This window comes from Lutibacter citreus (assembly GCF_003260195.1).
Lineage (GTDB): Bacteria > Bacteroidota > Bacteroidia > Flavobacteriales > Flavobacteriaceae > Lutibacter > Lutibacter citreus.
Window position 1 is genome coordinate 104,242 of the sequence record NZ_QEIH01000011.1, and the last position, 15,541, is coordinate 119,782.

General features: G+C 29.6%; 10 protein-coding genes. 6 read left to right on the forward strand and 4 right to left on the reverse strand.

Features of this window, described 5'->3' with window-relative positions:
* Window positions 1-14 precede the first annotated feature (14 nt).
* The 3 genes from DAD81_RS19200 to DAD81_RS19210 all read right to left on the reverse strand — a co-directional run bounded on the left by DAD81_RS19200 (window position 15) and on the right by DAD81_RS19210 (window position 3,562).
* On the reverse strand, window positions 15-1,154 hold the full coding sequence (locus DAD81_RS19200; RefSeq protein WP_111709939.1) for a helix-turn-helix domain-containing protein: 1,140 nt from the start codon (window positions 1,152-1,154) through the stop codon (window positions 15-17).
* 211 nt (window positions 1,155-1,365) lie between these two features.
* Entirely contained in the window at window positions 1,366-2,280 is a 915-nt protein-coding gene (cysK, locus tag DAD81_RS19205) for a cysteine synthase A (protein ID WP_111709940.1), read from the reverse strand.
* 97 nt (window positions 2,281-2,377) lie between these two features.
* A complete protein-coding gene (locus DAD81_RS19210; protein ID WP_111709941.1) occupies window positions 2,378-3,562 on the reverse strand; it encodes a serine hydrolase domain-containing protein in 1,185 nt (394 codons plus the stop codon).
* A 666-nt stretch (window positions 3,563-4,228) separates the two neighbouring features.
* Between DAD81_RS19210 and DAD81_RS19215 the strand changes: the two genes are divergently transcribed.
* The 3 genes from DAD81_RS19215 (at window position 4,229) to DAD81_RS21165 (ending at window position 7,438) form a co-directional block, all read left to right on the forward strand.
* Complete coding sequence (locus DAD81_RS19215) at window positions 4,229-6,496, forward strand: alginate lyase family protein (RefSeq protein WP_111709942.1); 2,268 nt, start codon at window positions 4,229-4,231, stop codon at window positions 6,494-6,496.
* A 25-nt stretch (window positions 6,497-6,521) separates the two neighbouring features.
* Entirely contained in the window at window positions 6,522-6,899 is a 378-nt protein-coding gene (locus DAD81_RS19220; RefSeq protein WP_111709943.1) for a cupin domain-containing protein, read from the forward strand.
* Between the two features lie 413 nt (window positions 6,900-7,312).
* Window positions 7,313-7,438 carry a hypothetical protein gene (locus DAD81_RS21165; RefSeq protein WP_262511286.1) on the forward strand — a complete coding sequence of 42 codons (126 nt, stop codon included), beginning with the start codon at window positions 7,313-7,315 and terminating at the stop codon, window positions 7,436-7,438.
* Window positions 7,439-7,913: 475 nt separating this feature from the next.
* Here the strand turns inward: DAD81_RS21165 and DAD81_RS19225 are convergent, their stop codons facing one another.
* Window positions 7,914-8,831 carry a sialate O-acetylesterase gene (locus tag DAD81_RS19225; protein WP_111709944.1) on the reverse strand — a complete coding sequence of 306 codons (918 nt, stop codon included), beginning with the start codon at window positions 8,829-8,831 and terminating at the stop codon, window positions 7,914-7,916.
* A gap of 908 nt (window positions 8,832-9,739) precedes the next feature.
* On the opposite strand from DAD81_RS19225, the gene DAD81_RS19230 reads away from it, so the two are divergent.
* The 3 genes from DAD81_RS19230 (at window position 9,740) to DAD81_RS19240 (ending at window position 15,376) form a co-directional block, all read left to right on the forward strand.
* Window positions 9,740-12,787 (forward strand): SusC/RagA family TonB-linked outer membrane protein, encoded by a 3,048-nt coding sequence (locus DAD81_RS19230; protein WP_111709945.1) that lies wholly within the window; start codon window positions 9,740-9,742, stop codon window positions 12,785-12,787.
* A 24-nt stretch (window positions 12,788-12,811) separates the two neighbouring features.
* On the forward strand, window positions 12,812-14,338 hold the full coding sequence (locus DAD81_RS19235) for a RagB/SusD family nutrient uptake outer membrane protein (RefSeq protein ID WP_111709955.1): 1,527 nt from the start codon (window positions 12,812-12,814) through the stop codon (window positions 14,336-14,338).
* Window positions 14,339-14,554: 216 nt separating this feature from the next.
* On the forward strand, window positions 14,555-15,376 hold the full coding sequence (locus DAD81_RS19240; RefSeq protein ID WP_111709946.1) for a cupin domain-containing protein: 822 nt from the start codon (window positions 14,555-14,557) through the stop codon (window positions 15,374-15,376).
* Window positions 15,377-15,541: the final 165 nt, after the last annotated feature.

Below are 15,541 nucleotides of genomic sequence, written 5' to 3' on the forward strand. Positions count from 1 at the left end.
TATAAGTGAATTAATTAGGACTTATTTTCCTTCAACTTAAATTGATTTGGTGTATAACCAGTTTTCTTTTTAAACTCACTATAAAAAGTAGATTTAGATTTAAAGCCTGCCTCTAAACCTATTGCAACAATACTATATTTATCAAATTCAGTACTTGATAACATTTGTTTTACATCATCTATTCGATAATTATTTATTAATGAAGAAAAATTTGAATTTACCGAAGCGCTAATTAATTGAGAAAGATACCCTGTACTCATGTTTAATTTTTTAGCAACAATATCTCTACTCAATTCTGGATTTCTATATAACTTTTCCTCATTTATTAATTTTAAAAACTTTTGAAAATGTATGTGCTTAGTTTCAGAAATGTTTGTTGAATTTTTATTGTTTTCTAAATCAATTTTTTCATTTTTTTTTATCTTCAATAAATTGTGAATTTCTGATTTGTCTTGTGAGAGTTTTAATTGAATAAGACCTCTAAAGATAAGCCAATACACATAAAATGAAACACCGAGCCAAACGGGATATGTGATATCTTTGTGTTCAAAAGGATATATTTCATCAGGAATAAAAGTATTAATTACCCATATAAGAAGAAGTGAAGCATTAAAAATCCAAATGTTTTTTAGCCATTTTTTTTCATCAAAACTTATCTTACTTTTTTTAATAACAACATAAGAAAGTGCGGTTAATGACACATTAAATAGTATCGCAAAATAAAATTGTATTTCATATATAAGTTTATAATATTTTTTCACTAATTCCCAATTCATCAACTCAAAATCTAGTTGTAAATCAATAATTAAATATAATATCCAAAAGAGAAAAAAGGGAATGGTAAGTAGAAGTGATTTTTTACTATTAGCATATTTATTTTTTGTTGATTTTAAAAAATAAACTAACATTGGAATGTAAAACATTAATAGCCACGGAATGTCGTCTCCAAAATAATCTATGAAATAATATTTTTTATCATAGCCTTTAGCTACTAAAAGTTCAACTACACCTATGTAAGATAGTAAAAAAGTACTGTATGCTAAATACTTGTTGGCTTTAACTTTAAAGGAGTTTTGAGTTAAAAGAACTATTGAAAAAAGGAATCCTTGAATCAAACTAACAAAAACCAAAATTTCGATTACATTTAATTTCATTAGAAACGAATATACTTAAAATTCTGAAGGATATTACCTTAAATTTAATAGATAATGATAGATCTTATTATTGTGCCACATGAAAGTGATCACTTTTTAAAATTATTATTTACTGAAAGATTATGAGGTATTATTAATTTAAAAGGGAGGAAATAGAACGTTTAAATAGAAAGAGAGATCTTAATTAAAATCTCTCTTTCAAATAAAATAATTATTTAGTTAGCAAACCATCAATTGATAGGTATCGTTCACCGGTATCATAGTTAAAAGTTAAAATTGTGTCGTTGCTTTTAAAGTTATTTAACTGTTTTCTTACAGCAGCTAATGAAGCACCTGTTGAAATACCAACTAAAATACCTTCTAACTTAGCTATATTTTGAACTTCGGTAAATGCTTCTTCTTTAGTAATTTTAACAGCTCCATCAATAGATTCTCTATTGAATACTTCAGGGAAAAATCCAGGTCCAATACCTTGTAATGTGTGAGGTCCAGGTTCACCTCCAGAAATTATTGGAGAGTCGCTAGGTTCTACGGCAAGTACTTTTAAATTAGAATATATCTTTTTTAAAACTTCAGAAACTCCCGTAATATGGCCTCCAGTTCCAACACCAGTTATAATATAATCTAAACCTTCAGGAAAATCTGCTGCAATTTCTAGTGCAGTTGTTTTTCTGTGAATTTCAGGGTTGGCTTGGTTTGTAAATTGAGAAGGCATCCACGCATTACTACTATTTTTAACCATTTCTTTTGCTTTTTCAATCGTTCCCGAAAGACCAAGTGCTTTAGGTGTTAACACCAAATTTGCTCCGTAAGCAGCCATTAAAGCCCTTCTTTCAACAGACATTGATTCTGGCATTACAAGTGTTAGTTTGTAATTTTTAACAGCAGCTACCATTGCCAATCCTATTCCTGTATTTCCAGAAGTAGGTTCAATAATTTCAGTATCTTTTGATAAAAGGTTTTGTTTTTCGGCTTCTTCAATCATGGATAAAGCAATTCTATCTTTTATGCTTCCACCTGGGTTTGCTTTTTCAAGTTTCATCCAAACGTTTGCATTTGGAAATAATTTACCGAGCTTAACAACTGGAGTGTTTCCAATACCTTCTAGTATGTTATTAATTTTCATGTGATCTTTTTTTAATTAGTTTTTTAAAGATAATGATAATATAATGGAGAATAAATCTCTAATTTGTTGTTTCTTTAAAGATGTATTTTTTTTGATTTTAAGATTTAACGTTATCCATTACAATTTCTTTTACCGTTTTGTTTAAAGCAGTTATGGAATTATAACTAGTATGTTCTAAAACAATTACAACCAGTTTATCCTTTTGATATTGAGTAATACTAGTGCTAAAACCATTCCATTTTCCGTGGTGATATATAGTATTTTCGTTTTCTTTATCAATTCTAAAACCAAATCCATAAGGAATTTTTCTTCCAGAACTGGTTTCACCTTTAGAATACATCATTTCAACAGATTCTTTAGTTAAAAGTTTACCACTATTTAATCCTGTAACCCACTTTATTAAATCTTCACTTGTTGCATAAATATTTTTATCTCCAACAATAGCGTCATTTATTGTGCTACCTATTTTAAGGTGTCTCCATCCTCTATATAGCCTATAACCGTTTAATTGATTTGTTTTAAAGTTGTCTTTTGTACAGCTGTATACAAAAGAGTTATCCATTTTTAAGGGATCAAATATATTATCTTTTATAAAATTACTGAAACTAGTGCCAGATACTTTTTCAATAATAGAAGCTAATACAAAATAACCTGTATTCGAATAGTCAAAATTGCGTCCAGGTTTAAAGAAACGTTGTACATGTGAAGATGCTAATAAAGTCATCATTTCGCTATTTGTAGGTGCTCTTTTTTGTTTCCATAAATGTTCTGCAGCCCAAAAATATTTAGGCAGTCCGGCGGTATGATTCAGTAGGTTTTTAATGGTAACGCCTTCATAAGGAAATTTAGGAAAATAATTAGTTACAGAATCTGTAAGCTTAATTTGGTTTCGTTCATATAAAAGCATAATCGCTGCTGCGGTAAATTGTTTGCTCACAGAAGCTAATTGAAATACCGAAGATTTACTTAGAGGTTCTTTTTTTTTGAAATCAGCAAGCCCAATTTGACTGCTATATAGTGTTTCTCCATTTTTAGAAACTAATAGCGATCCATTAAAATCATATCTTTTATTAATTCTTTGAAGCAGTGAATCTAACTTGTTATTTACTACTTTTTTAACAATTGTATCAGTGGTTTTTTTAACTAAAACGGGGAGTTCCTTTTTTATAGGGATGTCTATTTCTTTTACAATTTTAGGGGGTGGATTTGAATTAGATATGAAAATGAAGCTACTTGAAATAACTAAAATAGCTAGGGCTAGAAATTTAATATTTTTTTTCAAAAGGTACTTTTAGGGGTTAAGATGCTAATTTAAGAATTCAAAGTTTAAATTCAAATGCATTATTGTTAAAAGTCATTTTTTAAAAAAATATAATTTTAAAGATGTTATTAGTTTAGAGAGTTTTAACAAATAAAAGTGAGATGTTATTAAAGAATAATAGATCTTTAATTGTTATTGTTGTTGAAGGGAAGAGCAATACTAAAAAGCGTTTATTTAATAAAAAATATGTATAGGAAATATCTTTAGAGAGAATAACATCAGCATACCAATTTAATTTTCTTAAGTTTTTGGATATAAGCATAGGTGTTCTGCAATTTCTTTCTGTTGATATCCTTTATATTTATACCTTAAATTAAGTATTTCAATTTTTTTTTAAATGATATTTTAACAATTCATCTAAAAGTTCACTTCTAGTGAAGTGATTAATATCAATTAAGCATAGTTAAATGTTAATTATAACAAGAAACCCTTGTAAACTTAAAATATATGTATATATTTGGTAAACCAAACTGGTAAACCAGTTGTGAATTTTCTATAATTATTATGAAGAATTATAATAAATTAAAAAATGTAGTTTGAATGTGAGAACATTAAATTAACTAGAAAGTGAAATTTAAACGGAAAAAGAGCAATCTAATATATCTTGGTTTATTTTAAAAAATAAGAATGAAAAATACAATAAAATTAATAACATTAGTAGCCTTAATAAGTTTTGTTTCCTGTAAACAAACGGATTCTAAACCTGCGGAAAATATAACTTCAGAAGAAAGTAATCATCCCAGTTTAATTTTAACTAAACAAGGCGTTAAAGAAATTAGAGCTCAATTAGGAACTGTTCCTTTATTCGATAAATCTTTAGAAGTTACAAAAGCGGAAGTTGATGCGGAAATTGAGTCTGGTATTCAAATGCCAATTCCTAAAGACTATTCAGGAGGTTACACTCATGAGCGTCATAAAAAGAACTTTATAATGCTTCAAAAGGCAGGTGTTTTATATCAAATTTTAGATGATGAAAAGTATGCCAATTATGTAAAAGATATGTTAATGCAATATGAGGAAATGTACAAAACATTGCCATTGCATCCAAAAACGAGGTCTTATGCAAGAGGGAAATTATTCTGGCAATGTTTAAACGATGCTAACTGGTTGGTTTACGTGAGTCAGGCGTACGATTGCATTTATAATTTTTTAACTGAAGAAGAACGAAATAAACTAGAAACAAATTTATTTAAACCTTTTGCTGACCATATTTCGGTAGATAGTCCACAATTTTATCAAAGGGTTCACAACCATAGTACTTGGGGAAATGCTGCAGTTGGTATGATTGGTTTGGTGATGAATGATCAAGAATTAATTGATCGTGCTTTATATGGTATTAAAGGTGTGAATTTAGATAGGGAAGCTAAAGATGATGATGGTGGATTTCTAAATAAAGATGGAAAAGCAGGTTTTTTAGCAAATATAGAAGAACCTTTTTCTCCCGATGGATATTATAATGAAGGGCCTTATTATCAACGTTATGCAATGTATCCTTTCTTAATTTTTGCAGAAGGATTGCATAATGTAAAACCAGAATTAAAGATTTTTGAATATAAAGAAGGAGTACTATTAAAATCGATTAATGCACTTTTGAATTTATCTGATGCTGACGGTGATTTTTTTCCACTTAATGATGGTCAAAAAGGAATGTCATATTACAACAGTGCTTTAGTTACTGCAGTAGATATTTCATATTATTTTGGAGAACAAGATCCAGGATTGTTAACAATAGCTAAAGAGCAAGATAGAGTTTTGTTAGATGATTCAGGTTTAGCTGTTGCACTTGGTGTGAAGAATGGAAAAGCAAAACCATTTGAAAAAAAATCAATTAACTTATCTGATGGGCCAGAAGGAAAACAGGGAGGTGTTGGTATTTTAAGAAATGAAGATATAGAATTAGTTTTTAAATACGCTGCCCAAGGATCAAGTCATGGTCATTATGATAAATTGTCTTTTTCGTTATATGAAGATGGTGATGAAGTGATGCAGGATTATGGTTTAGCACGTTTTGTAAATATTGAACAAAAAGGTGGTGGGAATTATTTAAAAGAAAACAAAACTTGGGCAAAACAGACTATTGCGCATAACACCATTACTCAAAATGAAACTTCACATTTTGAGGGTAAATATAGTATTGGAAGTAAAAATCATTCAGATTTATTATTTTTCGATTCTAAAAATCCGGAGATTCAAATAGCAAGCGCAAAAGAAACGAATGCATACCCAGGAACAGAAATGCAAAGAACTTTTGCAGTAATAAAAGATGAAAATTTTGAAAAACCCTTTGTAGTTGATATTATAAGTGTAACATCTAAAGCAAAAAACCAATACGATTTGCCTTATTATTATATGGGACAAGTATTACAGGCAAATTTTAAATACGAATCACCTTCTGTATTAAAAACTTTAGGGAAAAATAATGGATATCAGCATTTATGGGAAGAAGGAATTGGACAATCGAATTCTGATAATGTAAAATTCTCATGGTTAAATAAAAATAAGTTTTATACTTTAACAACTGTTTCAAGCGCAAAAGACGATTTAATTTTTGCACGTATTGGAGCTAATGATCCTGAATTTAATTTACGAAGAGATGCTACTTTTATTGTTAGAAGAAAAAACACACAAAATACAATTTTCGCTTCAGTAATAGAATCACACGGGAGCTATAGTTTTGTTTCAGAATTGGCCGTAAATTCTAAAAGTAATATTGCCAACTTAAAAGTAATACATTCAGATGAAAATTATATTGCTATTTCAATTGAAGACCTAAAAGGAACTACAAAAATTTTGATACTTTCAAATAATGATTCATCAAATAATAAAGAACACAAATTAGAAATAAATAAAAAAACCTATCAATGGATAGGGCATTATAATTATACAAATTATTAATTAAATACATACAAATTAAAAAATTATGAAACGATTTAGTGAAAAGTACATCATCACAAAAGAAATGCAATGGGAAGAACTTGGTGGAGGAGTATCAAGAAAGTTCTTAGGTTACGATAACCAAATCATGATGGTTAGTGTGAAATTTGATAAAGGAGCATTAGGTGCTCCACATCAGCATTTTCATACGCAAGCTACCTATTGTGTTTCAGGTAAATTTGAATTTGATATTAATGGAGAAAAGAAAATAGTAGAAGCAGGAGATGGAGTGTATATTGAACCTAATTTATTGCATAGTGCAATTTGTTTAGAAGAAGGACAACTAATTGATACATTTAGCCCTGTAAGAGAAGATTTTTTAACGGGTGATGGACCATCTTATTTTGGAGATAAAGAATCATAAAAAAAACATGCCAGTCGAATTCGTGAAGATTTTACGGAATAAGAAATGTTTTAACTTAAAAATAATGTAAAAAAGGAAATAATAAAAGTAATACAGTTATTTATAAAGAAAACCTCCTTAATTTATTTTTCCCTGGGGGTTATATAAATATCATGTTCAAGTTCAACAGAAATTGTGGTTGAGAATCTAAAAATGGATATACCGTTGAACAAAAAAATATTTAGTAAAGGATTAATGGTAAATGAGATGGCAGATACCAAAATTGAGCATATAGCATTTAAGGGACCTACCTAATCAGAACATTGTTTTGTCTGATAAGAATGTAACATTGTTTATGTTTTTAAAAGGGGTGGGCAACTTTAATTACAGATTCCATTGCGCGTATTGTTAGTCCAAAATCTAAAGCAATTTCTATGAATGGAATTAATTTTGTGCAAATTGAAGTTCCCGAGTCTGAAGAACTTCATTTTCTAAAATACACCAAAAAACTGTCTTTACAGGATTTTGAAGATATTAAGGGGTTTCCTGGAAAAAAATAAATACAAACTCTTTTTTACACGTTTTGTAGATTGTGAATCCTATACTGAAAAAACTAAAAGTCCTAATACAACAAATAGAACTGTGTTGCCAGCCTCAACAGTTCCATGAGTTTCTCTTGGAACTGTTGAGACAATAGGATTAGACGAAGTTGGTGAGCATGAACATCCTATGCTTTACCAACTTTTCTTAGTTCTCTCCGATAATGATATAGTTGCTAATGCAGGTAATAGCCGTACTGAATTTAAATAATCTGCATTATTACATATTCCAATTGACTCTAGTCACTAGGTTAAAGTTGACGACAATACAAAAATGAACTAACTATATGTGGATGGATATTTTCTTAACAAAAGAAGGTCAAGAATGGTTGAAAACACACAAGGCTACAAATACAGATAAAAATGATTAAATAATTGTTGAGGTAACGATTCGTTTAATTACACCAGTTTAGGTATAATAAACATCATGTTGTTTTTAGTTATTTTTACTTAATTGATAAATAGCTTCTGCAAACTTTTCTCCCAAATCTATATAACCATTACTATCATAATGATGTTTATCAGAGTATTTATAATTCCTAGTACTCCTTACTATAAAAGTATTTTTATCATCTGAAGAAAATTTTTCTTGTCCATGTTGGACCAATTCTCCATATTTCCATACTTTTCCTTCTTCATTATTTCCAGAATCAGATATTTTTCCTAGAGCTATTGGTAAATCATCTACTCGTAGCGCGGCTCTAATTAAATCCATAAGGCGCTTTAAATTATCGTAATACCTACTGGCTACGTGTTCATCAAGAGCATCGCTTTCTCCTTGCATCCATAAAATTCCACTTGGTATTAATTTGTCTATTTTTCCATTATTATCAATGTCGTTTACTTCTAAAGCGTTTGATACCGTTTTTAGAAAGTGGTCATATTGATTAATTCCATTATGCCCTTCGTATTCTGGTTCCCATGAGCCATATTTACGAGCAGCTAAACTATCTATGGAGGAGCCACTTTTTGAATATTTAATAATTGCAATTTTTTCATTAGGGTATAATTTTTTCATTTTCATTGCAAATGAAAGCTCAGGTCCAAATCGGTTAGAGAGCTTGTTTTGTACATCATCAGAGGTAAAACCCTTTCCATGTCCAGGTTTCAATGCTTCCCAAAGGCCTTGTCCACCATTTTTGTCCTCATCATCGGCAGGATTACCATGAAAAATCCATACATTTTTAAAATCAGATTTTAAAGATTTTGGTAAATCCGAATTATAACCATATCCATCCATATTAGATTGACCTCCAAGAAAAAATAATCTAAATGTATCTTGCTCAACTTGTTGAGAGATTGCTGCGAATGAAAAAAGATTTAAAATTAATATTATGAATAGTTTTTGTCTCATTTTTTTTTAAATTAATGTATAGTCTCACAATTATCTCAGCAAAAGAATACAATTGTTTATTTGATTAAAATATTTAGATAAGCAATATATGAACAAGTTATGTTTCCATTTGAAAGTTGATTTAGATTAAGGATTACAATATCTATCACTTTATAATTCCTCAAAACTGTTTATGAAAACTTTAAATTCTCTAAAAGAAAAATTAGCATATTCGGTATCGAAGTCATGGATAGGAAAATAAATATACCTTATTTAGAAAGGCAATGAGAATTATTTATAATTGTTAAAATAATTAAAATTTCAGTTTTCACTTATAATGTAATTTCTTATTCAAATTGGTTAACAAATATAATAACTATTTATTTAATGATAATGAGTTATCAGAGTGTTTTTTTTAAATAGTTAGTGTGCAGTGATTTAAGGTTTATTTTTAGATGTTCATAGTTTTTTTATTTAACTATATAAAAGGATAGATTTTGGTTGTTATGTAAGCTATTTGATTGGGGCTTAACTATTTTAGATGTTTAAGTTAGTATTATTTTTTTTTAACAAAAATTTAATATATATTTGGAAAACCAGATTGGTAAACCAATGTGGGTAGCCAAACGAAAAAATTATTAACATGTTAAACCATTTAAATTATTACAGCATCCACAACATAAAAAATAATTAAAAAAAGGATAGTTGCATCTATCCTTTTTTTTGTGAATTACTTCTTTTCTGAGGGAAGTGAAATTTACCTATGTTCATTTTAAAAAACAAGAATTCTGCAAAGCTTTAAAATAAAATATTTTAGTATTCAGAATAATTTTTTTTAAGTGATAGACTCCTTTAAGATTTACAATCTATACGACTAATACTATATCAGTATTAAAAAAAACTAACACTTTAACATTAAAAATTAAATTATGAATTTAAAAATTAAGCTAACTCTAATTGTAATATTGATGCTCAATATTACATTAATGGCTCAAGGAAGCTATACAATAGAGGGAACGGTATTGTCTGCTACAGATAATATGCCAATACCTGGTGTAAGCATTATTATTCAAAATACATCTAAGGGTACTTCTACAGATTTTGATGGAAATTTCAATTTAGATGTAAAACAAGGGGATGTACTTGTTACTTCATTTATGGGGTTTAAAACAGTACTAACAACAATAGCAAATCAAAAAACTTTAAATATTCTTTTAACTGAAGAAGCAAGTGCTTTAGATGAAGTTGTAGTTGTAGGTTATGGTGCTCGTAGAAAAAGTGACGTAACAGGCTCAGTATCTTCCTTAAAAACAGAAGAATTAACAGCTTTTCCTGTATTAAATGCAGAACAAGCTCTTCAAGGTCGTGCAGCTGGTGTAGTTGTACAATCTAACAATGGTGGTGAGCCAGGAGCTCCTATCAAAATAAATATTAGAGGGAATACTTCCATTAATGCAAGTAGTGATCCACTTATTGTTGTAGATGGTTTTGTTGGAGGTTCTATGCCTCAAGCAGGTGATATTAAAACTTTACAAGTATTAAAAGATGCATCTGCAACAGCTATATACGGTTCTAGAGGGTCAAATGGTGTTGTTTTGGTAACTACTAAAAAAGGTAGGAGTGGTAAATTAAATGTTGAATTTAATTCTACGTATGCTGTTCAAAAAACTGCAAATAGTTTAGATTTATTAAATGCAAGTGATTTTGCAGATTATCAAAATCAAATAAGAAGTAATCAAGGCAATTCTAATCCTTATGTTCAAGGAGATTATGATACAGACTGGCAAGATAAAATATACAGAGCTGGAAGTACTTCAAACAATCAACTTTCTTTTTCAGGAGGTTCTGATAAAGTAAATTACTATGCTTCAGGTACTTATTTTAAGCAAGATGGTATTTTAGTTAATTCTGGTTATGAAAGAGTTTCATTCTTATCAAATTTAGACGCACAAGTAACCGATAAATTAAAAATTGGACTTAATTTAACAGGAGGTTTAAGTGCAAAAGATGGAGTTTCAACACAATCAAATGGTTCAGTTACCGTAGGTGGAGACGATGTTGTTTCTTTAGCAATGCGTTTTGAACCAGATAAGGGAATCTATGATGATGATGGAACATTTTCTGTAAGTAATTTAGATGCCCCGGTAGATAACCCATGGGCGGTTGCAACACAAAGAGATGATAACACAGAAATAGAAAATTTCAGAGCAAATTTTTATGCTAATTATGATATTATTGAAGGTCTTACTTTTAAAACAACGGTTGGTTTAAGTAGTAAAAATACATTTAGAGGAGTTTACATGCCAAGAACGTTAAAAATTACGGCAGGTGGAGCTACTGATGGAAGAGCTATTATATCTGAAAAGAAATCTAAAAGTGTCTTGAGTGAAAATTATTTGACGTATAAAAAAGAAATTGGAAAAGGAGATTTAACTTTATTAGCAGGGTATTCTTATCAAAAAACAACGAATAAAGCATTTTTGAGTGAAGGTACTGGAACACTTTCAGATTCTTTTTCTTATTATGGTTTATATACAGCTACAAATCTAATCAGTCCTAGTTCTGGTGATGTATATGTAAATGAAACAGAAATCCAATCTCAATTTGGTAGAGTAAATTATGATTATGATGATAAATATTTACTAACTGCTACTGTAAGACGAGATGGAGCTTCTAACTTTGCTGAAAATGAAAAATATGCAATTTTTCCATCAGCAGCATTAGGTTGGAAAATTTCTAATGAAGATTTTATGAAAGACAGTGAAAACATTTCTAGCTTAAAATTAAGAGCAAGTTATGGTGTTACCGGTAACCCATCAATTGCGCCATACCAATCTTTAGCAAGTTTAGCAAGTATATATGCTTCTAGTAACGGAATAACTGTGCCAGCTGTGACTCCATATCAAAGTTCTAACGCAGATTTAAAATGGGAATCATCTTACCAAGCAAACTTTGGTGTAGATTTAGGAATGTACAATAATAGAATTTCACTTTCTTTAGATTATTATAACATCGATACTAAAGATGTACTTATGTTTGATAATAGTATTCCTTGGTATTTTGGTAATTATAATGATGAAATTTTAACAAATGTTGGAGAAATTAATAATACAGGATTTGAGATTTCTTTAAATACTAGAAATATTGTTAAAGACGATTTTAGTTGGACTACAGATTTAGTATTCTCTAAAAATAAAAATACAGTAGAAAAATTAATATTTGGTGCTGATTATTTTGGTAATGGTGCGCCAAGTTATTTTAGTGTTGATAATAACTATATATTAAGAGAAGGTGAAGAAGTAGGTCTTTTCTATGGATTTGATTATGCAGGTGTATACCAAGGTGGTACGGCACCAGCGGGTTCAGCAGTTATGACAGGTGGTGTAGCTGGTGACCCATTATTTTTAGATTTAGATGATGATGGAAAAGTTACTAATGCAGATAGAAAAATTATAGGTAACCCTAATCCAGATTTTACTTGGGGTATTACAAATAGCTTCAAGTATAAAAACTTTGATTTAAACCTCTTTTTCCAAGGTTCTCAAGGTGGTGAAATTTTTAACATGACAAATGTTCAGTTAAATAATGGTGATGCTAACACTACTTATGATTATTATAACAACGCTTGGTCAACTACTAATACAACAGCTAACCAACCACGCGTAGGTAACAATAGTTGGAGAGAAATTTCTTCTCGTTTTGTTGAAGACGGTAGTTATATTAGACTAAAAAATATAGCAGTAGGTTATACATTCCCTTCTGAGAGTATTGAAAAATTAGGTATAGAAAATTTAAGATTTACAGTGAGTGCACAAAATTTATTAACTATTACAAACTACTCTGGTTTAGATCCTGAAGTAAATTACTATGGTGCTTCTGGAGATAATAATACATCAGCTAATACTGTTAGAGGGTTTGACTTTGGAAATTATCCAACAGTAAAATCGGTTAATTTTAGCTTAAGCGTTAAATTTTAATAATTAATTAAAACAATGAAAAACATGAAAACATATAAATATTTATTCTTATTATTGTTAAGTATATCAATAGTAGGATGTTCAGATTTAGAAGAACATCCAGTAGGTATATTATCTCCGGAAGGATTCTTTTCAACTGTAGATGATATACAGATAGCTGTAGACGCCTCATTAACACATGCTATTAATGAAGAAATTTGGGGAAGAAAGCTTTCCATAGCATTAATGCTACGCTCTGATATGGTAAACCTTCAATCTACCCAAACAAGAAGAGTAGAGATGGATACACATTCTATTACAGGTGATAACGAAATGGTGTATGATCCTTGGATTAGAATTTACCTGGGAATTGCAGCGGCTAATAATGCTATTGCAGGAGCTGATGATGTTACCGCAGACGAGACTATTAAAAATCCTGTTATTGCACAAGCGTATTTTGCTAGAGCATTTTACTATTTTCATTTAGTAAGATTATTTGGAGATATACCTTATTTAGATGCTCCAGTGGAAGGTGATGCAGCTTATTCTATTAATTTAACACCTGAATCGGAAGTATATGATAATATTATTTCAGATTTAGAATTTGCTAAAACTTGGTTACCAAACACGGTTGCCTCTAGAGCTATACCATCTAAAGCAGCGGCAAGTTCGTATTTAGCTTTAGTATATTTAACTAGAGCAGGAACAAGTGACAATACATATTTCCAAAAAGCTTTTGATGAAGCAAAAGAAGTAATTGATAATAAAGAAACATATGAGTTAGATTTAGATCCAGATTTTCAGACATTATTTAATGCTGATAAAATTGATGCTTCTTTAGAGCCTATATTTGCTTTAGATTATAATGCTGTTGAGGCAGATGATAATTCGTATGATCAAATATGTCCTATGACAGGTGTTAGTGGGGATGAAGATGATGGTGGCTGGTCAGTTGCCGTGCCTACTATGGCAGTTTATGAGTCATTCGAAGCTGGTGATTACAGAAGAGATGTTAGCTTTCAAACAGAAGCTACAATTAAGGGTGCTTTAGTAGATTATACTAATTTTACAATTAGTGGAAATGGATCTGCTGCAAACCAACCTTATATTGCAAAATATACCCGCTACCCAGGGCAATATGCAAGGGGAAATAAAAGAGCTACAAGTCATAATTATTCTATGATACGTTATGCAGAGGTATTATTAATAGCTGCAGAAGCAGGAGTTGAAATAGGAAGTCCTTTAGCAGTTGACTATATTAATGAAGTAAGAGGTAGAGCCAGAAATGGTGGTCAATCAACATCTGGTGGTTATACAGAACAAGCATTCCCATCAAGTACTATTCCTGCCGACCTTACTAGTGTAACTGTTGCTGATGTATTGGAAGAACGTAGATTAGAATTAGCTTTTGAATGTAAAAGATGGTATGACATAAAAAGAAGACAATTAGGAGACCAAGTATTTGGAGCTTCTGGTTATGAAGGAGCTAAACCAGACTGGAATTCTGCTGTAGATTATGATACACCAATTCCTAATGATGAGATAGATAGAAATTCTAATCTTACAAACTAATTTAATAAATATATGAAGCGATAGTAATTGTTTCTAGTTTTAGTCTTGAGTTTACACATTTTAAAATGTGTAAACTTAAGATTGTTAGGATGTAATCGTATAATAATTTTATTTCAAAATAATAAAATTAGAAAACAACAATACAAAGAGTTTAATTAGCTTGTTTCTTTTAATGTTAACTGGTTTTAATTTATTAAAACAAAATATTTATTACTAATGTCAGCAAAATATACTTTTTTAATTTTAACTGTAATCTTACTTTCGGCTGCAGCTTGTACAAAACAAATTCCTATTGAACATCTCAATATGAATTTACAACCAAATAAGCTAGAGTATACTAAGACAGTACTCGAAAATGAAATTCCAGGAGTTAAAGTAGAGCAAATATCAATAACTGGAAATGCTATTAAAGAACACTTAGATACAAACAATAGATTTATCTATCTATTTATAAAAGGTAGTGGTACGGTTACTGTCAATAAAGAAAATTATGATATTGTACCTGAAACAATATTAGTGCCAAATTCAATGTTGAATCTATCGATTAAAGCAAGTGAAAAAGACACGTTACACTTTCTTAAGATAGCTAGTAAATTGACCGAGCAAGACCTTTTAGATTTGAAAGATTTTCCAAAAGAAAATATTGAAAATGTTTATTATAGAAAATTTACAGATTGTGAATCTTATACAGAACCTATAAAGAGCCCTAACACTATTAGTCGCACAATATTACCAAATAAATACATACCACGTATTGCAATGGGAACAGTACAGACAAAAGGTCCTGATAAAGTAGGTGCTCATGAGCATGGAATGCTTGAACAATTATTTTTAGGTTTGACAGACAATAAAGTAGTAGTATTTGCAGATGATGCTCAAATAAAATTTCCAGAATATTCAATTTTACATATACCTTTAGGATCAAGCCACTCGGTAGAAGTAGAAAAAGATGAAATAATGTATTACGTTTGGATGGACTTTTTTAGAGATAAAAAAGGAGAAGAGTGGTTAAAAACACATAATAAAGTTGATAAATAATAATTACAATTTAAAAGCACCTTATTAAAATATATTAAACCCCCCGTAGTTTATTAATGTTTTTTATTGAAATTACTGGCTTAATTCTAAGTCAGTAATTTTTTTAGTTTAAACTAATATTGAAAGTGTAAGATTATTTTTACAAAATAGAGATCTATTTTATAT

Coding starts and splice junctions, on each gene's coding strand:
- DAD81_RS19225 (WP_111709944.1), bottom strand. CDS start 8,831: ATGAGACAAAAACTATTCATAATATTAATTTTAAATCTTTTTTCATTC.
- DAD81_RS19230 (WP_111709945.1), top strand. CDS start 9,740: ATGAATTTAAAAATTAAGCTAACTCTAATTGTAATATTGATGCTCAAT.
- DAD81_RS21165 (WP_262511286.1), top strand. CDS start 7,313: ATGAATGGAATTAATTTTGTGCAAATTGAAGTTCCCGAGTCTGAAGAA.
- DAD81_RS19240 (WP_111709946.1), top strand. CDS start 14,555: ATGTCAGCAAAATATACTTTTTTAATTTTAACTGTAATCTTACTTTCG.
- DAD81_RS19215 (WP_111709942.1), top strand. CDS start 4,229: ATGAAAAATACAATAAAATTAATAACATTAGTAGCCTTAATAAGTTTT.
- DAD81_RS19200 (WP_111709939.1), bottom strand. CDS start 1,154: ATGAAATTAAATGTAATCGAAATTTTGGTTTTTGTTAGTTTGATTCAA.
- cysK (WP_111709940.1), bottom strand. CDS start 2,280: ATGAAAATTAATAACATACTAGAAGGTATTGGAAACACTCCAGTTGTT.
- DAD81_RS19235 (WP_111709955.1), top strand. CDS start 12,812: ATGAAAACATATAAATATTTATTCTTATTATTGTTAAGTATATCAATA.
- DAD81_RS19220 (WP_111709943.1), top strand. CDS start 6,522: ATGAAACGATTTAGTGAAAAGTACATCATCACAAAAGAAATGCAATGG.